This is a genomic window from Marinobacter sp. (assembly GCF_040882185.1).
GTDB lineage: Bacteria > Pseudomonadota > Gammaproteobacteria > Pseudomonadales > Oleiphilaceae > Marinobacter.
This window is the reverse complement of the sequence record NZ_JBBEBW010000009.1, coordinates 26,237-45,445: the sequence shown is the minus strand read 5'-3', so window position 1 is coordinate 45,445 and position 19,209 is coordinate 26,237. Positions and strand designations below refer to the sequence as shown.

At 55.3% G+C, this 19,209-nt stretch carries 18 protein-coding genes and 1 pseudogene; 1 reads left to right on the top strand and 18 read right to left on the bottom strand.

Annotated features, from left to right (window positions below; genetic code table 11):
* Positions 1-38: 38 nt before the first annotated feature.
* The 3 genes from WEB64_RS06865 to WEB64_RS06855 all read right to left on the bottom strand — a co-directional run bounded on the left by WEB64_RS06865 (position 39) and on the right by WEB64_RS06855 (position 2,897).
* A complete protein-coding gene (locus WEB64_RS06865; protein ID WP_368057955.1) occupies positions 39-1,088 on the bottom strand; it encodes a Bug family tripartite tricarboxylate transporter substrate binding protein in 1,050 nt (349 codons plus the stop codon).
* A gap of 53 nt (positions 1,089-1,141) precedes the next feature.
* Entirely contained in the window at positions 1,142-1,312 is a 171-nt protein-coding gene (locus tag WEB64_RS06860; protein WP_368057953.1) for a hypothetical protein, read from the bottom strand.
* A 469-nt stretch (positions 1,313-1,781) separates the two neighbouring features.
* The gene (locus WEB64_RS06855) at positions 1,782-2,897 is read right to left on the bottom strand and encodes an ethanolamine ammonia lyase-activating protein (RefSeq protein ID WP_368057951.1); all 1,116 of its coding nucleotides are present in this window, start codon (positions 2,895-2,897) and stop codon (positions 1,782-1,784) included.
* A 365-nt stretch (positions 2,898-3,262) separates the two neighbouring features.
* Here WEB64_RS06855 and WEB64_RS06850 point away from each other — a divergent pair, with 365 nt between their 5' ends.
* Positions 3,263-4,870, top strand: a complete 1,608-nt coding sequence (locus tag WEB64_RS06850) for an ethanolamine ammonia-lyase reactivating factor EutA (RefSeq protein WP_368057949.1) — start codon at positions 3,263-3,265, stop codon at positions 4,868-4,870.
* 33 nt (positions 4,871-4,903) lie between these two features.
* On the opposite strand, the gene WEB64_RS06845 is transcribed toward WEB64_RS06850, so the two are convergent.
* From WEB64_RS06845 to WEB64_RS06775, 15 genes and pseudogenes are all read right to left on the bottom strand, one after another.
* Positions 4,904-5,368 carry a tripartite tricarboxylate transporter TctB family protein gene (locus tag WEB64_RS06845; RefSeq protein ID WP_368057947.1) on the bottom strand — a complete coding sequence of 155 codons (465 nt, stop codon included), beginning with the start codon at positions 5,366-5,368 and terminating at the stop codon, positions 4,904-4,906.
* Positions 5,365-6,864, bottom strand: coding sequence for a tripartite tricarboxylate transporter permease (locus tag WEB64_RS06840; protein ID WP_368057945.1), 1,500 nt, complete (start codon positions 6,862-6,864; stop codon positions 5,365-5,367). The genes WEB64_RS06845 and WEB64_RS06840 overlap by 4 nt, the downstream gene beginning before the upstream one ends.
* Before the next feature lie 15 nt (positions 6,865-6,879).
* Positions 6,880-7,845 carry a tripartite tricarboxylate transporter substrate binding protein gene (locus tag WEB64_RS06835; RefSeq protein WP_368057943.1) on the bottom strand — a complete coding sequence of 322 codons (966 nt, stop codon included), beginning with the start codon at positions 7,843-7,845 and terminating at the stop codon, positions 6,880-6,882.
* A 44-nt stretch (positions 7,846-7,889) separates the two neighbouring features.
* On the bottom strand, positions 7,890-8,246 hold the full coding sequence (locus tag WEB64_RS06830; protein WP_368057941.1) for a RidA family protein: 357 nt from the start codon (positions 8,244-8,246) through the stop codon (positions 7,890-7,892).
* Between the two features lie 46 nt (positions 8,247-8,292).
* Positions 8,293-9,285, bottom strand: a complete 993-nt coding sequence (locus tag WEB64_RS06825) for an ABC transporter substrate-binding protein (RefSeq protein ID WP_368057939.1) — start codon at positions 9,283-9,285, stop codon at positions 8,293-8,295.
* A 394-nt stretch (positions 9,286-9,679) separates the two neighbouring features.
* On the bottom strand, positions 9,680-9,841 hold the full coding sequence (locus WEB64_RS06820; RefSeq protein WP_368058115.1) for an AgrD family cyclic lactone autoinducer peptide: 162 nt from the start codon (positions 9,839-9,841) through the stop codon (positions 9,680-9,682).
* Positions 9,842-9,950: 109 nt separating this feature from the next.
* Positions 9,951-10,370: pseudogene (locus tag WEB64_RS06815) on the bottom strand (EamA family transporter); the annotation flags it as partial.
* 48 nt (positions 10,371-10,418) lie between these two features.
* A complete protein-coding gene (locus WEB64_RS06810; RefSeq protein WP_368057937.1) occupies positions 10,419-11,444 on the bottom strand; it encodes a DMT family transporter in 1,026 nt (341 codons plus the stop codon).
* 87 nt (positions 11,445-11,531) lie between these two features.
* Complete coding sequence (locus tag WEB64_RS06805) at positions 11,532-13,025, bottom strand: aldehyde dehydrogenase family protein (protein ID WP_368057935.1); 1,494 nt, start codon at positions 13,023-13,025, stop codon at positions 11,532-11,534.
* A 17-nt stretch (positions 13,026-13,042) separates the two neighbouring features.
* Complete coding sequence (locus tag WEB64_RS06800; protein WP_368057933.1) at positions 13,043-14,815, bottom strand: thiamine pyrophosphate-binding protein; 1,773 nt, start codon at positions 14,813-14,815, stop codon at positions 13,043-13,045.
* Between the two features lie 37 nt (positions 14,816-14,852).
* Positions 14,853-15,329 (bottom strand): tripartite tricarboxylate transporter TctB family protein, encoded by a 477-nt coding sequence (locus tag WEB64_RS06795; RefSeq protein ID WP_368057931.1) that lies wholly within the window; start codon positions 15,327-15,329, stop codon positions 14,853-14,855.
* Complete coding sequence (locus WEB64_RS06790) at positions 15,316-16,821, bottom strand: tripartite tricarboxylate transporter permease (RefSeq protein WP_368057929.1); 1,506 nt, start codon at positions 16,819-16,821, stop codon at positions 15,316-15,318. Before WEB64_RS06790 ends, WEB64_RS06795 begins: the two co-directional genes overlap by 14 nt.
* A gap of 117 nt (positions 16,822-16,938) precedes the next feature.
* On the bottom strand, positions 16,939-17,934 hold the full coding sequence (locus WEB64_RS06785) for a tripartite tricarboxylate transporter substrate binding protein (protein ID WP_368057927.1): 996 nt from the start codon (positions 17,932-17,934) through the stop codon (positions 16,939-16,941).
* A gap of 72 nt (positions 17,935-18,006) precedes the next feature.
* Positions 18,007-18,600 (bottom strand): cupin domain-containing protein, encoded by a 594-nt coding sequence (locus WEB64_RS06780; RefSeq protein ID WP_368057925.1) that lies wholly within the window; start codon positions 18,598-18,600, stop codon positions 18,007-18,009.
* Positions 18,601-18,632: 32 nt separating this feature from the next.
* Complete coding sequence (locus WEB64_RS06775; RefSeq protein ID WP_368057923.1) at positions 18,633-19,172, bottom strand: cupin domain-containing protein; 540 nt, start codon at positions 19,170-19,172, stop codon at positions 18,633-18,635.
* Positions 19,173-19,209 lie beyond the last annotated feature (37 nt).

Genomic DNA, 19,209 nt, shown 5'->3' with positions numbered 1-19,209 from the left:
AGCAGCCCGTAAAAACGGGCTGCTCTTAAGGCAATTGATCAATCACTAATGATTTGGTCAAGCCGGTTGGCAAGGCCTGCAGGCGTGGAGGCAAGGTCCTCCATGATGTCGGATATGACGTCCGCAGAGACTGGACTGATTTCCAGCCCGAACGTTTCAGCCTGGGCAAGAAATTCAGGATCCTGCACCATAGCTTCGAAAGCTTCACGCAGCGCCTTGGCGCGATCGGCAGGAACTTCGTTTGCTACATAGAAACCCTGACCGACGTTCAGCGGCGCTTCCAGCAGTTTCAACATCCGCATGTATTCCTCATTGCCAGTCGCTGCCACAATATCGGTCGCCGCCGGTACGTCTGCGAGATCGGGATGGTCCGGCCCCATCTTGAAGACGAATTTCAGCTTATTATCGCGAATCCAATCCGGGTTGGTGGCCAGAAAGCCAGTGTAATAGTTGCCTCGGCCCTGTATCTCTCCGCGTTCAATAGCCAGATTGGTCTCACCACCGCTGGAGTAGCCGGTAAAAATTTCCAGCTGTGCACCGGTGACATGCGCCATGAAAGTCGGGTTCTGATACGACCCTGAACCGCGACCATTAGCACCAAAGCGTACCGGTGTATTGCGCATTTCTTCGAGTGAATTCACCGGAACGTCATGCCATGCCGCGCCAACGTAGGTGCGAGCAACTGCAGAACCCAGCCATTGAAATTCGGTCGGGTTGTATTGCGTCGTTGCGGTGGTGCGCTCAAAGCTGGGTGCCAACAGTGAACTCGGGTGAAGTTCGCCAATCACTGTGCCGTCTTTGGGCGCGATTTGGTTGACGTAATTCGCCCCACTGATCCCGCCACCGCCAGTTCTCGACTCGACGACAACGTCGGGCTGCCCCGGAATGTGTTTGCCGATTTGATTGGACACCAACAGAGCGTACAGGTAGATCGATCCGCCCGTACCCGATGGCGCCACTACTGTAACGGTGCGGCCGCTGTAGAAATCTGCCACAGGGTCAGCCTGAGCGAAACTGTTCATGGCCAACGCCATAGCACCGGTGATCAATGCCATGCTTGCGGTTTTTTTTAGCGTTGTGATTAGCATAATCTTTTCCTCTTGTTATCAGCCATATGTTAGCCACAGGCTGTCTGCTATGCTTAATTAGCGTTTTTGGTCACCACGATCTCGTCATCGGGATATTCATAGGCTTCCTGCACAACGGTCTGATTCTCCTCACCGGCAACAAAATTGATGCTCAGGCTCTGGTTTTCAGCATCATTCAGAAACTCAGGATCTTCGACCGTTTTTGCAATCGCAGTCCGCAGCATTGCGATCCGCTGGGAGGTTGGGCTGGCTCCTGGAGTAGGAATTGTTTTTGTTCATGTATAAAGTTCTTCCAGCCTGATCACCAATACAACACCTAATCTGCAGGCGAACCAATAGCTTTTCAGGTATTTCATATAGCCAGATCAATATATCGCCAACATCAGGCACCATCGATCCAGCCACATCAAAGGCCAGGGATTAACGAGAGAAAGTGGGGGTCCAACAGCGGTATAACGGAGGGCAACGAAAATCTGATCAATCGCTGGGAAGAAGCGGATACCTTGGACCTAACTGGCGATCACAAGGCATCCCGCGCCAAAACAAGCGCAAAAAAAACAAGGAGACCCAGATTGGACCCGAAATTAAGTCAGGGCCCAATCGGGGCCTTCCTGAAAACACGTTTTCGTAATACTTGCCGGTTTTTGCCAGACGCACTCCCTGCTTTCCAGGAGCGCGCCTTATTCCGCCAGTTTAAAGCGGTGGCAGATTCTCTTTTTCCGCCTCGTAAGCGGACTCCATCTGAGAGCTCAGCCCCTTCTCGGCGAGCGCATCAGCGAACAACGTGCGCACGGTGTTGCTTTCGTCCGCATAGTCAATCTGATGACCACCAATACGACGACTGATCCACGCCTTGGGAACGCCTTGAGAATTACGGAAGGCGACGCCTTCGTATTTGAACGCCAGATAGCGCGCGGGGGCGTCACCGGTATTGAAGTGCTGATGGAACCACATGTTCGGCGGCGTGATCAGAGTGCCTGGCTTCCAATCGTAACGCTTGGGCTCTTCCCCCTCCGGCCACATCAACGAGTATCCCTCGCCGGCCAGAATGATAACGTGGGCGCCGGGGCCGTGAGCGTGGGCCTTCTTGTATGTACCTATCGGGAACTGGGAAATGTGCGCGTTCATGGAGCTCTTTGCCAGGTTGAAGCGAATATGCCCGCCGCCAGCGCCACGCTCTTTTGCCTCAACCAAAGGCAGGTTCACCGCATCGGCAACAAAGTTGGTCTCCAGACGGAAACCATTCAACTCGTCCTTTGGTGCAAAATAGTCAGACTCTCCGGAGAAACGGCTCTTGAAGTCGTATTCCGTATTGAAAATGAAGTTATTTTCCTCGTAGAGATTCATAATCGGTGGCATGTTGGTCACTGACACGAAGCGCACGGGCTTCTGGCCTGAACCATTGAAATGCTGGAACCAGGTGTTCAGCGGAACAGCAAACAGCGCGCCAGCTTCCCACTCAAACGTTACTTTCTGTCCCGCATCATTCCAGACGGTGGTAGAACCACGACCATCCAGAATCATGATCAATTCTTCAAACAGCTGGCGTTGTGGGGCCAGCTTGCCGCTCGCCGGAATTTCGCACACATAGCAGTCGTTTGTGGTTCTGGACGCGTCATGGTTGATAAAGACGCCTTTACCGCCACGACTGTCCCAAGGCTTCAGCTCTACCGTGTTCAGATCGGGAACGTAAACACCGTCGATGATTTCCAGCCCCTGGTCTGCGACCCAGCGCGTGTAGGGCGTCTCTTTTTCTGTCGCGAATTTCTTGGCAATTTCGTCAGAGACGATTGCGTCTTTTCTCGCCATTGTGTCGACCTCGTTAAGTCTTATAGTGGTTGCGGCTCATAAGCTGCTTATAAAGAGTGCTGCGGCGCACTGTGAAAATAACTTTGCTCCCCCGCACTGTCCAGTTGAACCGATTAACGGAACGCCGGTCCTTCATACGGAATATCCCACAGAGAATCGTTTATCGTCAAGTCATCAGAGAGGCTATTCCTAGGGTCGATTGCTTCGTCAAACAGAGTAAAGCCACTGATACCAAGGCCTGCCGCCAAAATATCAAAATCTAATATTTTCCATATAAAGGAACATCGTTCCATAAATATAACGCGAGTGATAAACTCTTTCCGAAAATACAAGACACGCTTTTGTTGCTGAAAGGGGTTCAGTTAATGCACGACGACCACGGGCACGATCATCATGGGCACAGTCACAGCCATCACCAAGACCATGATCACCACTATCCGGAAGCTGAAAGCCCCATTGAGGAAAACCCGTTGTGGCAACGGGATAACGTGACACTGTGGAGCGTGGGGATTGATATAGGGTCGGCGGGCACTCAGGTATTGTTTTCGAGAATCCAGTTGCAGCGCCAATCGGTCGACCTTTCCAGCCGCTACATCATCATAGACCGCGAGACCGTCTACGAATCGCCGGTCAGCCTGACCCCGTACAAGAGTGAAACCCTCATCGACGACCGGGCGCTGGGGGAAATTGTCGACAACGCCTACAACTTTGCCAACGTTCGCCCGGAAGATATTGATACCGGCGTGGTCATCCTTACCGGGGAGGCTCTGCGAAGAGAAAATGCGCCCCGGATCGCCAGTATTTTATCGGAGAAATGCGGCGATCTGGTGTGTGCAACAGCGGGCCACCACATGGAAGCCCGCCTTGCCGCGTTCGGTTCCGGTGCCGCCCGAGCCTCCTTTGATCGCGACGAGTGCATCCTGAACATCGACATCGGCGGCGGCACCACCAAACTCAGCGTGCTGGAAAACGGCAAAGTACTGGCAACCGGTGCGGTTCACATTGGCGGAAGGCTTCTGGCCACCGCCACCGATCTGACCCTTGCCCGCATCGATCCTGCCGGGCGGACCCATGCCGCCAGAGCCGGTTTTAACTGGAAGGTGGGTGACCAGGTCGAATCCAGACAGCTTGATCACGTCGCCAAGACCATGGCCAACACGCTGATTGAGATTCTGGCCGCCAGTCCCGTTCCGCCTGAGGCCGCAGAGCTTTATCTGACCGACCCGATACCAGACGAACTCCTTCGGCGGGCAAAGAGCATGGTGTTTTCCGGGGGCGTGGCTGAGTTTGTGTATCGTCGCGAGGAGCGGGATTTCGGCGACCTCGGGCAGCACTTGGGCCACGCGCTACGCGACCGGGTAGATTCAGGCGACCTGCCCTGGGCATTGCTTCCCGACAGTCAGGGTATTCGTTCCACCGCACTGGGCGCATCCGAGTACACCACCCAGCTCAGCGGCAATACCTGCTTTGCGACGGATTACGATGCGCTGTTGCCAAAACGCAATATTCCCGTGCTCAGGCCTGAGTTTAATTTTTCGGACAGATTCAGCGCAGACGAATTGGGCGAAACCCTTCGGCGGCACATCGAAGCTTTCGAAATTGATGCTGCCAGCGATGATCTGGTTCTGGCGTTTCACTGGGATGGCAGCCCGGAGTACCGGCGAATCAGGGCGCTGGCGGACGGTATCCGTCAGGGCGCCACTGAGCGTATTGCCAGTGGCAAACCCCTGTTCATCGTGCTTGATGCCGACATCGCGCTCAACCTCGGTGCTGTTCTTCAGGAGGATCTGCACATCCGGAACGACATCCTGGTTATCGACGGGGTCGCGCTGTCGGATTTCGACTACATTGACGTTGGCCGCCTGAGACAGCCCTCCAACACGATGCCCGTCACCATCAAGTCGCTGATTTTTAACGATACGATGGAAGGCGCGAAAACGCCCGAACGCATTCACCACAAGCCCGCGCAATAATAAGCGGTTGCCGGGGGCGAGGATGGGGTCGAATTACCCCATCAACAGCACCCCCGGGAACAGCTTGTATTCCAGTAGCTGAACAAAAACTACGTAAACGAATACCGTGGCGCCAACCGCAATGGTGGACGACGTCACCAGGCTCAGCCGCCCGGACAACCTCAGAAAAGCAAACACATAAAGCGGCGTGCTGATAAGAAATCCCACCAGATATAGAGCCAGCAGCAGAATTCCCAGCCAGCCAAACCCCTTGAGCTCCTTTACCACGCTGATGGTTTCAGGCTCGTCGGCGCTTCTGCCGGGGTTGGCAGGGCGAATCACCGCGCTAACCTGCGCGGCCAGTTCAAGCAGCGCCAGGCCAAGGAATATCCAGCCTACAAGCTGCGGAAAGGTCCCGCTGATACCCTGGTAAGAATAGGCTGCAATCAGCACCCATACCGCACAAACCGCTATCAGGCCAGCCACCACAAGGCCCGAGTTCAATAGCCTTGCCATCATGCTTTTTGTCCTGTTTTGCGCTTAATTGCTTTGGCGATCAACGGCATCAGCAGTGCCAGCACAATCAGCCCCAAAAGAATCACAAACGGCGTGTCGCCAAAGGCCTTGGACCAATCCCCACGGTACATCAGAGAGGTCTGGAAGTAGTTCCTTTCCATCAGCCCACCAAGCACCAGCGCAATTACCAACGTGATTCGGGGGTAATCAAAGCGGTGCATAAGGTAACCCAACACGCCAAAAAACGCGGCCGCAAACACATCACCAATCGAATTATGCAACGCGTAGGCGCCCACCAGGGACACCACGATGACAGACGGAATAAGAATCGAGGAATCAATATACGTGACCTTGATCAGGTAGCGAGCGGTCAACAGTACGATGATTCCGCTGACCACAGTCGCGGCCAACAGTGCAAGGATCAGCACAAAGATGGTGAACTCCCGCTCAAGCAACAGCATCGGTCCCGGGTCCATGCCGTGCAGTACCAGAACGCCCAGAAACAGAGCCATCTCAGCGCTACCGGGAATCCCGAATGCCAGCGTTGGAATCAGCGCGCCGCCGTCTTTGGCGTTGTTGGACGCCTCCGGCGCAATCACACCCCGGATGTCGCCTTTGCCAAACTCGTCTTTGTTCTTGCTGGTCTGAACGGTAAACGAATAGGACAGAAACGAGGCTACGGTGCCACCGACACCCGGCACGGTCCCGATGACCGACCCAATGGCTGAACCGCTCAGAATCACCTTAAAATGGCGAAACGCCGCCTTGATGCCTTCAAACGTTCCCGACACTCCAACACTGGTCGCGCCGTCGGATTTCGCGATCGACCCACCCACAACATACAGTTTCAGCATCTCCGCGATGGCAAAAAGGCCGATCAACACCGGCACGATAGACAGGCCATCCCAAAGGTAATCCACGCCACCGGTATAGCGGGTAACCCCGCCCAGATCGTCATACCCCACGAAACCGATAAACAGACCCAGACAGGCGCCGATTAACCCCCGAAGCAAGTTGCTGCTGGCGGCGGTCAATGCGGTCAATCCCAGCAAAGCGAGCATGAAGTAAGCCGGCGGGCCAAAAAACAGAATGATGTTTTTGGCAACGGGCAACAGCATGATTAGAATCAACGCGCCAATCACCCCGCCCACTGACGATGCAGTGACCGCAGCACCGATGGCCATGCCGGCCTTACCCTGCCGAGTCAGCGGATAACCATCAAAACAGGTGGCCGCATTGGGCGCAGTGCCTGGGGTATTCAGCAGGATCGCCGTAATGGAGCCGCCAATCGTGACCGCCCCCATAACGCCACCCATCAGGGTGATCGCCTGCTCCGCCTGCATGCCGAACGTCAGCGGGAGCAACAGCGCGATGGCCGTTGCTCCCCCAAGACCCGGGATGATGCCGAAGATAATGCCGACAACAACCCCAAGCATCAGGAACAGAAGGTTCATACCGTCCGCGAGATAACTCGCGGCGGTAAAGACTGAATCAAACATACACGTTACGCCGGTTTATAGAGCGTTGGGGTTCTTAAGATCTGCCTTGAATTTTTCATAAAATTCGAAGGACTCTTTAAGGGACTTCGCGGTCGCTTCACCGTCCAGTGGTACCACATCCATACGGGCTTTCTGGGCCGCTTCGAGGAACTTCGGATCTTTCACGGTTTTATTGAACGCCTCACGAAGCGCCTTCAGAATCTCGGGGTCCATATCAGGAGGCCCTGCCAATGCACGTTGAAGATCCAACGGCGTCAGTTCTGGGTAGCCGGCTTCGGCGAACGTTGGCACGCCCTCAAACGGGCTTGAATCACCGGTCACAGCCAGCGCTCTCAAGTCGCCGGATTCCACGTACTTAGCAGCGGATGAAATGGGCGCCATGGACACGTTGCCGTCTCCCCGAACCAGGGCGACCAGCGAATCAGACGTACCGGAATAGCCAGCCAGGTAGATCGGATCCTTTTCTTGCAGTCCAAGCCCTCGGGCAACGATCTGGGTTGCGGCCAATACGGTTGAGCCGTAGCCGGTGGAGGTAAAGGTGATTTCATCGAGCGCCTGGAGGTCTTTGACCGAGTTGATGTCAGAGCTTCCAGATACCAGCAGGACGTAAGTCTGGGCTTCTATTCGACCAATCCAGCTCATTTCCCGCAGATCATACTCCGCAGGCTCACCCAGAATTCGCGGTAAAGCAAAGCCAGGCAAATTGATGATTCCCAGGGTGTAACCATCGGGGTCGGCACGATAAACCATGGTCGTGCCACGGCGGCCGCCAGCACCGGGAACGTTGCGCGGTAACACCGTTACGTCGGCGCCAAGGTGCTCACCAAATTGTGGTGCGAACGCCCTGACGGCCCGGTCAAAACCGCCACCGGGGCTGTAAGGAATGACAATCGACACGTCCTCATCGGGGAACGCGTGGGCGTTGAAAGACAACCCCACGGCCAGACATAAAACACTCAGAATTTTTGTTGTAAGTTTCATTGGAGGTACCTTTTCTCTTTTGTCGTTATGTGTGCACTGCCGTTCTAATCGATAATCGCCGCTGTGACGGCAATTTTCACACTGTGCTCAGCCGAGGCGGGCTTTCCCTCAACAGTGGCACGGGCGGGCGAGCAGCCCTCGGGCATCCATTCATCCCAAACCTGGTTCATTTCCTCGGCCGTCCTGATATCCGCCAGCCAGATGGTGGCCGTCAACAGGTGCCGTTTGTCTGTACCTGCTTCGCCCAGAAGCCGATCGATCATCCCGAGCACGTCCCCGGTTTGCTCGGCAACGGTCCCACCCCGACTCTTCAACGCCTGCAACCCCGCCAAATAAGCGATGCCGTTATGAACAACAACACGGCTGATGCGCTTTCCGCTGTGTATCCGTTTGATGGTCATACTGTGCTCCTTTTTTAGAGTGGCAACCGTTCTGATTGCCGTGCGACTAGATCACAAATGATTCCAAAGCTTCCGGTGCAAAGAGATCCTCGGGCGTTAACAGGCGCTTCGACAGACCCTGCTCATGGTGGTACCGCAAAAAGGTGGCAATCGTGTCCCGGTTTTCACTGAAACCGTAGGACCAGAAATCACTCCCCAATTCCCGCCGCGCTTCCTCAACGTGAGCAGACAGCCAGGGCAACATGGTTTTGTGGGCCGCAGTTTCGTGCATGTCCTGATAGGTTTTGTTCTGGGCTTCTTTAAAGGCCTTGAACAACGACTGTGCAACCCAGCGATTCTGTTCATAGACCTCGCGACGGATCACCACGCAGTGCATGATCGGGAAGATACCGGTGCGGCGATAATACTCCAGCTCAACGGCGGGATAGTTCTCGAACAGTCGCACAACGCGACCACTGCCGTCGTAGAAGGATGATGGCGCTCGCGCGGTATGCAGCGCATCAATTTCGCCGTCCAGCAACATCTTCGCGAGTGTTTTATCAGGCCCGATCCGCTCAACCCGGATGTTTTCCGGCAGGTTTAGCTTCAGCTTTTCCGGGCGGTTCGGCTCTTCTTCACCGCCGGTCATGTACAGCACACTGTCTACCGACACCTGGTATTCGTCTGACAGAATGCCGCGAATCCACACCGGGGCCGTCATCTGATATTCCGGCGTACCAATGCGCTTGCCGACCAGGTCACCGGGCTTGCGAATGCCTGAATCTACATTGACGTAGATGGACGAATGGCGGAAAAAACGGGAAGGAAATACTGGAATCGCAACAAACGGGCGATCTTCTGAAAACAGCGAAACCACATAGGACGACAGCGACATTTCCGCCGCATCAAATTCCCGGTGGCGCAACATTCTGAAGAACGTCTCCTCGACCGGCATGTTCAGATAGTTCAGATCGATACCGTCTGGCTGAACACTTCCATCCATCAGCGCTCGCGTTCGATCGTAATCCCAACACCCGAGCGATAGCCTGAGCTTTGGCATAGTTCCTCTCCTGACGTGATTGAGGCGCCAAACCCCATTTGGGGAACGCCGTTCCTACATTAAGAATTGTAGTATCACACAGCTTTTATGGCGATACCGATCGATTTTGAGCCCAAGTTTATATCAAAAGCGATATGCCCAATGGTCGCACTCAGCCCCATAACTCAGTTCCAGGCAATGGCAATGACACCGGTCGTCGCAATCGTGGCAGCGATGTAGGTTTCCAGATCTGGGCGTGCCTCGGTTCGAAACACCACCACGGAAAGAAAAGAGGCAATGAATATTTCCAGAGACGCAATCATGACCACCGTTGATACCTTCTCGTAGAAAAGCGCCGCAAACAGAAGAATCTGCCCCAGAGAAACGGTAATAGCCGCCAGCACCAGCCAAACGTTCAAATTGCGGAACATGTTGCGGAAGTTGGCTCGATACTGGGCAACGAAAATGGATGCAATAACGAAAAAGGTGAAGCCCGAAACCGCACTGACCATAGTGCCAAAGGCTGGTGCAGCCACCAGAAGCAAGCCGTATTTGCGAGTGATGTAGGCAAACGCATAAGACAGCGCCGAGCCTACTCCCCAACCGTAGCTTACCAGCGAGGGCGGCGCCGTTTGCGCCTCCACCTTCGCCGCACTGCCCTGGAATGACCGCCGGATCAGCAACCCGAACGCCAGTGCAATAGCGACAATGCCGAGCCCGTCCAGGCCGGTAACAGGCTCGCCCAGCAGGACAAAGGCCAACAGCACAGAGAAGAACGGGTTTAACCGCTTGACGGCGCTCGCGCGGGTTACCCCCAACTTGCGAATCGAAGCGAACAGAAACGTACGCCCGAACACCATGGCCAATATGCCCGCCAGAACAAACCAGCCAATACCGGCCCACCACTCGTCAGGATTACTGGCACCGAGGCTTCCACCTTCCAGCGTCAGCCAAAGCAGACCGGAAAACACCATAGTGACCAGCACAGAAAACATCACGCCCCGGTCACCACCACCGCTCGCGCCCTTGGAAATAAACACGTTGCTGAACGCGAAGGCTACCGCCGAAAGCAGGGCTAGCAGCTGTCCGGTGAGCGGATCAGACATCGGAATATCCACCCAACCGGCTGTGACCTCGGGCCGTTAATGCCCGCATTATGGCCACTGCCAACCGGCGATATCGACCAGCACCTGCGGAAGGTCTACATGTGCAACGATGATTTCAGTGCTGAGCGTCAATGCAACAACACCCGCCATGGACAGCAGAACCCCAAGATAGACCCAGAGACCAAACACTTCGTGTTCGCGGTTAATCAGCCAGCCAAACAACACGCGGAACACCGCAGAAGTAGACTGGATGGGCGTGACCACGGTTACCGGTGCAATGGCCAGCGCGGTGTACCTGAGCCCTTGCGAAAGACCAACCAGAGCGCCCGCAAGGGAGAACCATTTTGCAGCCACCGGCTGCATGGATCGGACGTGCCCCCACTGCCGGCCAACCAGGATGATGACGCCAACAACCAGGGCCGCGGCGGTGTAGGAAATCAGACCGCCGGCGATGCTGAAGCCCGGCCCCTGATTCTCCAGACCCATACGCACCAATACCGGGCTGATGCCGTACCCGGTGGCAGACAGCAATGCAAAGGTGTAACCCTCCGCATAGTTGGGTTCAAAATCCGGAAGCTTTGACCGCTTCGGCTTGTCCGACGACTCGCTATTGTCCTCAGTGCTATCCTCGGTTTTGGGCTTTTTCTTGTGTTTCGCGCGACTGGTGGCCACCACCCCGCCAACGATCAGTGCGATGCCCAGAATCTTGAGCGGAGTAAGCGTCTCGCCCAACAGCACTATTGCCAGAATCAAAGCGATAATCAGCTGCGCCTGCTTCCAGGGACCGGACAGATTACCGCCAATGGCTTTCGTTGATCGGTAATTGCAGTAACGGCCCCAGACAAAGTGCATGACCCCCGCCGCTGCCAGCCAGAAGTAAGCCTCGGTAGGAAACGACCAGAGTTTGTCGATGTGGCCGGTGGCGATACCTGCCAGCAGAAACAGCGGCACACCCATAGGTACCGTGATGGCCAGGGCCTGAAACACGGAGCCACTCAAAACGCCTCGCCGCAAGGCCGCGTTGTTAAATCCAAAACTGGCTGCCGCCAAGATCGCGAATACACCACCCAGCATAACTCTCTCCTTGATCCATGATGTCCAGCGGGACGAGTCGACCCGCCGGGCAAAGCGTGTTACTGCTCTTCCACTACACGGAGGAAATCAGTAACGGACGTTAACGTTCTTTTCCTGGGTAAAGCTGTGGATTTCGCCGGTTTCATGCTCACGGCCAATACCGCTGTTCTTCACGCCACCGAAGGGCGCACCTTTGAAGCGTTTGCCACCGTGGCCGTTGATCCAGACGTAGCCCGCCTCGATATCATCACCAATCCTCAGGGCCGTCGAAATGTCGTTAGTCCAGATGTTAGCGCAAAGACCGTACTCAACACCGTTGACCTGCTCCATCATGCTGGCCTCGTCGTCCCAGACCAGAATGCTCATCACCGGGCCGAAGATTTCTTCGCGCGCGATGGTCATACTGTGAGTGACCTCGTCAAACACCGTTGGCTCGATATAATAGCCGTTGGCCAGCTCCTCACCTTTGGCATGGCCGCCACCGGCAACCAGTTTGGCGCCCTCAGATTTAGCCGATTCAATGTAGTGCATGACCCGGTTGTAGTGCTGGCGTGATACCACCGGCCCCATTTCGGTGTCGTCGGCGTCCGCAGGGCCGACCTTGATTTTTTCCACCCGCTTGACAACCTCCCTGACAAATTCGTCGTGCAGGTCGCGATGGACGAACACCCGGGAATTGGAACCACAGGACTGCCCCTGGCAGCGAGTGAAGTTCATACCGTCAACGGCGGCATCGGCCACCTTTTGTACATCAACGTCTGGATAGATGATCAGCGGGTTTTTACCACCCAACTCGAGGCTCAGCACGGCAATACCTGCCTGCTGGGTGATCAGTTTGCCGGTCGCTACCGAGCCGGTGAATGCGATTCGATGAATATCCGGGTGCGATACCAGAGACGCCCCAGTGGTGGCGCCATCGCCAGTAATGATGTTGACCACGCCTGGCGGCAAATGCTGCTGAATCAGCTTGCCAAACAGCAATGCGCTGAGGGGCGTCTGATCTGCAATTTTCATCACCACGGTGTTGCCCGCAATGAGCGCAGAGGCAATTTTGCCCACGGCAAAGGAAATCGGATGGTTGAATGGAAGAATCCGGGCAACCACACCGAAGGGCTCAAGGCGGGTGTAGTTGAGTCCACCGCCTGGGGTCTGCACGGTCTGGCCCTTCAGTTCCATCCCCAGGTTGGAGAAGTGCTCAAGCAGTCCAGCACCCTTATTCGCATCGTCCACCATGGACTGATACGGATTACCGGAATCCAGCGCGTCGAGCATGCCGAACATTTCTGCCCGTTCCCGAACAGCGCGGGCAAGCGCTTTGAGCATTTTGCCACGTTCATCCACGTGGAGTTTTTTCCAGCCAGGAAACGCCGCCTTGGCTGCGGCAACAGCAGACTCCACATCTTCCGCAGTGGCGAAGGGCACATCGGCCAACGATTGGTCCGTTGAAGGGTTTACCGTCGTGTAGGTCTTACCCGACTGGCTCTTCACAAACTTTCCGTTGATGGTCATCTGCCATCCTTCGGTTTCTTTTTCTGCGTCGTCTAATACTGTCTTGCCATAGGTTTTCAGATCATTCGCCATCAGCTTATTCCCCTTCGTCATTTAACCTGAGTTACAACATCCACCAATACCGAACGCCGCTCGTTTTTCACGATCGCGAGTGCGTTCTGCAATGCGGGTGCAATATCTTCGACCTTTTCAATCGGACCGATACCGGCCACACCCATCGACTCCGCCATGGCTGCGAAGTCCACCGGCGGATCAACAATCGTGGTGCCAATCGCCGTGCGCTCTACGTTGCGGCCACGGTGACGGGCAATACTGATCTGATGCTCTTCCGAGTTGTAATAGGAGCGGTTGTTGAACATTACAATCAGCGCCGGCAGGTCGTGGTGTGCCAAAGTCCACAGACCGCCAGGCGTAAACAGAAGGTCGCCATCGGACTGGATATCAACGACAATTTTTTCCGAGTCGCGATGAGCAAGGCAGGCACCGATCGTTGCGCCGATGCCGTAGCCCAGGCCACCGCCACCGGATGCACCGAGGTACTGACGGGGCGAGCTCATAGTGAAGATTTTTTGTACCCAGCCCCTCAGGTTGCCATTGGCCAGCACAAAATCTTCATCCTTCAACAAGGTCCAGAGTTCGTCCGCCATCACCGCCGTGGCAATGGGCGTTTCCGAGCGCTTCTTAACAGCCGCCTGTTTCCATTCCTCTCGCAGGTTGTGGTGCCATTCGGTGACCCGCTTACGCCGCGACTCGACAACCGCCGGACGCTGCCGTTCAGCAAGGGCCGCCCGCAGGACTGGTAGCAAAATCTGGGTGTCTGCCAGAATGTTCATTTCAGTGGGGTAAAGGCGCTGGAAGTCAGCGGACCACGCCCGGGTGGTGTAATCCATCAGGCTGACGGCAAATACTCGTGCCGACGGCTGCAGAACCGGTTCAGTGGTTCGGATAGTTCGCTCAATCCGCGACAGCGACCCGTATAAATCCTTCATATCCATCGCAATCACAACATCGGCCCGCTCAAGAACGTCGAAATTGGCGCCGCTGAGGTTCATCGGGTGATCCGTGGCCATATTGAAACGGCTGCCCTGATCAATCACCGGAATGGCCCACTCTTCCGCAAGCTGCGCCAGGGTATGAAAGGCCTCATCCGACCGCGCCGTGTAGTCGGCAATGATGACCGGCCATTGGGCGCCCTCCAGCGCCTCCACCAACCGTGCCGTGACGGCTGGGGAGGGGCCCGGGGGTGTTCCCGGAGAATAGGCCTCAGGCCCTGGCGGATTTACCAGAGCGGGCACGGCATCCAGTTCGTCCTGCTCAATCGGCGCTTCCTGCAGCATCGCGTCAAAGCAGACATACACTGGTCCCGCAGGTTCGGTCACCGCTAAACGATGCGCGCGATAGATGGAATCACTCAGGCTTTGAACTGAGGCAGGCTGATCGTCCCATTTGACGAAGTCCCGGATGAGATTGCCTTGCACCAGCGCGGTATGCAGCCAGTCTGACCCCGGGCGGCGCTTTTCTACCGGCATCGGGCCCGTGCCACCGAATAGCAGCACCGGCACCCGGTCACACCAGGCATCATAAATGGCCATGGTGGCGTGCTGCAGACCGACGACGTTGTGAATTGCCGCAGCCATCACTTTACCCGTTGCTTTGGCGTAGCCATGGGCAATATCCACGGATATTTCTTCGTGGGTACAGGTAATCAGCTCTGGCATCTCACGATGCGGATGATTGATCAACGAATCGTGAAGTCCCCGAAAGGAGGCTCCAGGATTCAGGGCAATGAAGGGCACATCCAGATTGGCAATGAGCTCAGCCATCAGATCTGAGCCATAGCGTACTGTTTTATTGTCTGTCATTTTCGATACCTTTCGATAAGTAGGTAGCAGCCAGCCCTTATCCCACCGGGCTAGTGAAGTAATAAACTCCCATGCCCTGAACGAATATAAGGTAAACGCTGAGAGCAAAGAGCAACGAGTACAGAACGGACAGCATCCAGCTCTGCTTGATCAGAAGTTTGAGATAGAGCAAAAACGCGATCACAATGCCAGCAATAACACCGGTGAAGTAAATGGCCAGCACAAACAGCACCATCCAGGCGACAAACGGGTAATTGCCTTTAAGGCCAAACCCTTCATTGTCCGGTGTGTTGTCCAACCCCCCTTTGTCAGTGCCAGCGAAGGACAAGCGCGTTCCGAGGGCGGGGAAAAGGTCACAGGCAAACTGAAACCCCGCAAGAAACAACAGGGGCACTCCGATCACGCGAGGTACCAGGGCAGCATCCGACCTGAGATCGAGCGTCTGAAACAGCACCACGGCCGCAAACGCACAAACCAGGAATGAAAACACCGTTCTGGCGTTAAGCTGAACCATGGCCGCCGCCTCCCAGTACGCGCTGGAACATCTTTGACGTCCGCAACCAGGGCCACAGCAGCGAGAGCACAGTCAGGCACAGCAGGGTGATTGAAATGGAACGATTAAAGAACGCCTCCCAGCCAAAAGCCGCCATGGTCTGGTGATAAGAGGCTTCCACCAGCCCACCAAGAACCAGAGCAATAATCAGAGCGATGCGGGAATAACCGAACTGTTTCATCAAGATGCCGATCAGCCCGAACAGCAACGCAATGACCACGTCCCAGTAGGAACCTTCAACCGCATAGGCACCCACGAACGAGATCGCGACAATTCCGGGTGCCATCAGAGTGCCGGGGATTTTGGTCACGATCGCCATGCGCGGGCCGATCAGAAGCGATACCGGCAACGCAACAAGTTTGCTGACGATTGCCACTGCAATCAGAAAATAAGTCATGTTGAGATTAGTGGTCAGCATTTCCGGGCCCGGCGTCAGCCCATGCATAATAAGCCCGCCGATCAGCACCGCCATGGCGGCGCTGCCGGGAATACCAAACGCGAGGGTCGGCAACATGGCGCCACCCTCCTTCGCATCGTTCGCCGCTTCCGGTGCCAACACGCCCTCAATGGCACCCTTGCCAAAGCGTTCAGGGTTCTTGGACGTCTGCACCGCCGAGCCATAAGCCATAAAACTGGCTACCGCTCCACCGACACCGGGTATCATGCCCAAAAAAATTCCGATCAGTGACGACCTGAAAAACAACCAGCGATGGTGAATAAAGTCTTTCAGGCCTTCCAGAAAGTCGGTTTTTATCTCATGGTCATACTCGCCAGCGATGGAAGACTTCTGATAATAGAGCTGGAACGCTTCGGTGATCGCAAACAGGCCAATGATGACTGGCACCAAGCCAACCCCGTCCCAAAGGTGGTAAGAGCCAAAAGTGAACCGTGATGACCCCATCAAAGGGTCGGTGCCAATAAATGCCAGCATAAAGCCGACCAACGCGGAAATAATCCCGCGAAACGCACTGCCCTGAGTGACCACGGCGATGACCGTCAGGCCAAAGATCGCCAGCATGAAGAAGTCAGGGTAGGTAAACGCCAGCACCAGACTTCGCGCCAGCGGTAGCACGAGGTAAAGCACCAGAAACCCGAAAATTCCCCCGATGGCCGACGCCAATACAGCCACGGTGATGGCTTTCCCTGCTTTGCCCTGTTTGGCCAACGGGTAACCGTCAAAGGTGGTAGCTGCGGCGGTGGCTTCGCCCGGGGTATTCAATAGAATCGATGTGATGGCACCACCATAAGTCACAGTGCCGTAAGCCGATATCAACAATACGATGGCCGCATCAGGCCCCAAACTGAACGTCAGCGGTATAAGCAGCGCAAGCGCAACACTGCCACCCAGGCCTGGAAGGATGCCGATCAAAAGTCCAAGCACGACCGCACCCAGCATCAGCAACATCAGATACGGTTGCGATAGTAGCGTGACGAACTCGTTGAGAAGTTCCAAAGGATAACCCCTGAAAAAAAGTCGGAACATTAAAACACTGACGGTGGGATCGAGGGCCTGCCTGAGAACGCGGGACCCTCGCCGGTCTTCTGTTAATTTCTAGCCAGCAACTTTTTATTAATTGCTTCCCAGCAGCTCTGAAATCGTACCCTTGTAGTCGGTGAAGCCCTTAACCGCGCTGTTTACCACTTTGGAGGTGGCTGCGCCGTCGAGATACTGCACCGAGACTTCCATTTTTTCGATACGTTCAATAAACGCTGGATCTTTCACCGCTTGCGCAATGGCAACTTCCAGCGTCTTTATCGCACTTCCAGGAGTGCCAGGAGGTGCACCCAGAATGCGGTTGGTGTTGAACGCTTCATTGATTTCTTCCGGCAAGCCGATTTCGGACGGCGTGGGAACGTCTGGATAGGCAGGATTTCGCTCGGCGTCGTAGTACATCAACATTTTGAGATCGCCGTTTTCGATGTACTGTTTAAGGCTGTCGAACGACCCCCAGGACACATGGGAATCCCCGCGAATGATCGACAATATCGCCTCGCTGGTTCCCGAATGGTTCAGCGGCTGCCAGTCGACGTCCAATAGATCAAACGTGACCGCGCCGGTAATCGTGGCGTTGGCGGTTAATCCTTTGGTGGACACCACCGTCCGGTCACGGCCTTTGAAATCAATTGGTTCAGCAAAGTCAGAGCCCGACCCCACGACCATAATGGTGGGATCCAGGGATAATCGGCCCAGCCATGACATTTTGGTCAGATCGTACATCACCTCACTGGCGGTCTGCGTTGCCGCCAACCCCCCCAGATTGAAAATGCCAATGGTGTAGCCGTCGGGCTTGGCACGATAGACATAGTTGGTCGCCACAACACCACCGGCGCCCGGCATGTGTCGGACCAGCACGTTGACGTCGCCGCCAAGTTGTTCTTCGAGTACCGGAGCCAATGCCTGTGCCCAGCTGCTATAGCCGCCGCCGGCGTTATAGCCGACAACCAGTTCAATGTCGCGCTGGGGGAAGCTGTCCTGCGCTATCGCTGCGCCGGCTGCCACTGAGGCTGTGAGAGCGGCAGCACAAGAAAGTGCGCGCAGCGGATTGTTAAACATCGGTGTTTTCATGAGCTCTGCCTTTTTATTTTCGGTTTTGGCTGAACACCTTGCCAAACGTACACTCGCGGATATAAAGCGACGCTAGCCCAGGTATTTTTTAAGAGTCTCTGTATTCAGGACCACGGAGGGATCATATTCCGGTGCATCTTCAATCTGCTCCAGGTCGTTCAAACCGCAATACTTATAGATCCGGTTAATGGCCGAGATCAGTCGAACCGGCTTGTCTGGATTGGCATTAAAGTGCTGGTGAATGGTGTTTGGCGGAATGTAGATGATATCCCCGGCTTCCCAGTCAAAGCGCTTTTCTTCTTCCTGGGGCCGCCAGTGATAGGTGTCGGTGATTTCCACGTCGCAGTCGGTGTGCAGATCGTAGCCTTCGCCCTCAAGAACATAGAGACACTCTTCCGCCAAATGACGGTGCTTGCCCGAACGACTCCCTGGCGGGATGATCTGCATGTAAACGTCCACCGTCTCCATGCGGGTATTCATTTCTTCGTTGATCAGATGTTTCAACAGGCCCTGGCGAGACATCTCCCATGGCATTTCAGCGGGTTTTACAATTTTCTTGCGGTGACTGTCCCGCTCCGGTTTCTCCATCGCGTCGTCAAGCAGATGCTGATACAGCGGCTGTGTCAGATCGCCTTGAGCCCATTTCTTTGCTTCATCCCACGCCATCACACTCACTCCAAACAATAAAACGTTAACGGTTACTTATCGCCTTCTTCGCGCGCCTCAAAACCCGCACCTTCAGGTGTCGGTTCCGTAGGGCGGGGAATGACTTGCTTCTGGAACAGCATGTTCATAAACATGTACATCGGCTTGGTTTTGATCACCAGTGCTCGTGCGGGCAGGTTCTTGTCCGCATTGAAGTGCTGGTGCACGCAGTTATTGTGGACAATGGCTACGTCTCCGGCCTCCCAGTCGTAGCGGACGTTGTCGTGGACTTCGTAACCCTTACCGTCAAGAATATAAAAGGCAGCTTCGTTCACATGCCCGTGCTTTTGCGACATTGCGCCCGGGCCATACTCTTCCAGGTGAAGATGAAAGGTTTGAGTAATCTCGTCTTTCGGCTCGACATAGTGCTTACTGAAACACTGGGGCCCGTCGACGAACGAGATTTCTCTGCCCTTGCGGACCCGCGGCTGCGCGCGCAGCTTTGCCAATTCCTCTGTCAGGCTGTACTGACCCTGAATGCCGCGAACAAAAATCCGGTCTTTCTTGCTGTGGTACTGGTCTTCAATACTCATAATTTCGTCCTTATGTCTGTCACGTCAGTCATCCGGG

Excerpts from the sequence above, each read along its gene's own strand:
- WEB64_RS06865 (WP_368057955.1), bottom strand. The coding sequence starts at position 1,088 with ATGCTAATCACAACGCTAAAAAAAACCGCAAGCATGGCATTGATCACC.
- WEB64_RS06860 (WP_368057953.1), bottom strand. The coding sequence starts at position 1,312 with ATGCTGCGGACTGCGATTGCAAAAACGGTCGAAGATCCTGAGTTTCTG.
- WEB64_RS06855 (WP_368057951.1), bottom strand. The coding sequence starts at position 2,897 with ATGGCGAGAAAAGACGCAATCGTCTCTGACGAAATTGCCAAGAAATTC.
- WEB64_RS06850 (WP_368057949.1), top strand. The coding sequence starts at position 3,263 with ATGCACGACGACCACGGGCACGATCATCATGGGCACAGTCACAGCCAT.
- WEB64_RS06845 (WP_368057947.1), bottom strand. The coding sequence starts at position 5,368 with ATGATGGCAAGGCTATTGAACTCGGGCCTTGTGGTGGCTGGCCTGATA.
- WEB64_RS06840 (WP_368057945.1), bottom strand. The coding sequence starts at position 6,864 with ATGTTTGATTCAGTCTTTACCGCCGCGAGTTATCTCGCGGACGGTATG.
- WEB64_RS06835 (WP_368057943.1), bottom strand. The coding sequence starts at position 7,845 with ATGAAACTTACAACAAAAATTCTGAGTGTTTTATGTCTGGCCGTGGGG.
- WEB64_RS06830 (WP_368057941.1), bottom strand. The coding sequence starts at position 8,246 with ATGACCATCAAACGGATACACAGCGGAAAGCGCATCAGCCGTGTTGTT.
- WEB64_RS06825 (WP_368057939.1), bottom strand. The coding sequence starts at position 9,285 with ATGCCAAAGCTCAGGCTATCGCTCGGGTGTTGGGATTACGATCGAACG.
- WEB64_RS06820 (WP_368058115.1), bottom strand. The coding sequence starts at position 9,841 with ATGCGTTTGCCTACATCACTCGCAAATACGGCTTGCTTCTGGTGGCTG.
- WEB64_RS06810 (WP_368057937.1), bottom strand. The coding sequence starts at position 11,444 with ATGCTGGGTGGTGTATTCGCGATCTTGGCGGCAGCCAGTTTTGGATTT.
- WEB64_RS06805 (WP_368057935.1), bottom strand. The coding sequence starts at position 13,025 with ATGGCGAATGATCTGAAAACCTATGGCAAGACAGTATTAGACGACGCA.
- WEB64_RS06800 (WP_368057933.1), bottom strand. The coding sequence starts at position 14,815 with ATGACAGACAATAAAACAGTACGCTATGGCTCAGATCTGATGGCTGAG.
- WEB64_RS06795 (WP_368057931.1), bottom strand. The coding sequence starts at position 15,329 with ATGGTTCAGCTTAACGCCAGAACGGTGTTTTCATTCCTGGTTTGTGCG.
- WEB64_RS06785 (WP_368057927.1), bottom strand. The coding sequence starts at position 17,934 with ATGAAAACACCGATGTTTAACAATCCGCTGCGCGCACTTTCTTGTGCT.
- WEB64_RS06780 (WP_368057925.1), bottom strand. The coding sequence starts at position 18,600 with ATGGCGTGGGATGAAGCAAAGAAATGGGCTCAAGGCGATCTGACACAG.
- WEB64_RS06775 (WP_368057923.1), bottom strand. The coding sequence starts at position 19,172 with ATGAGTATTGAAGACCAGTACCACAGCAAGAAAGACCGGATTTTTGTT.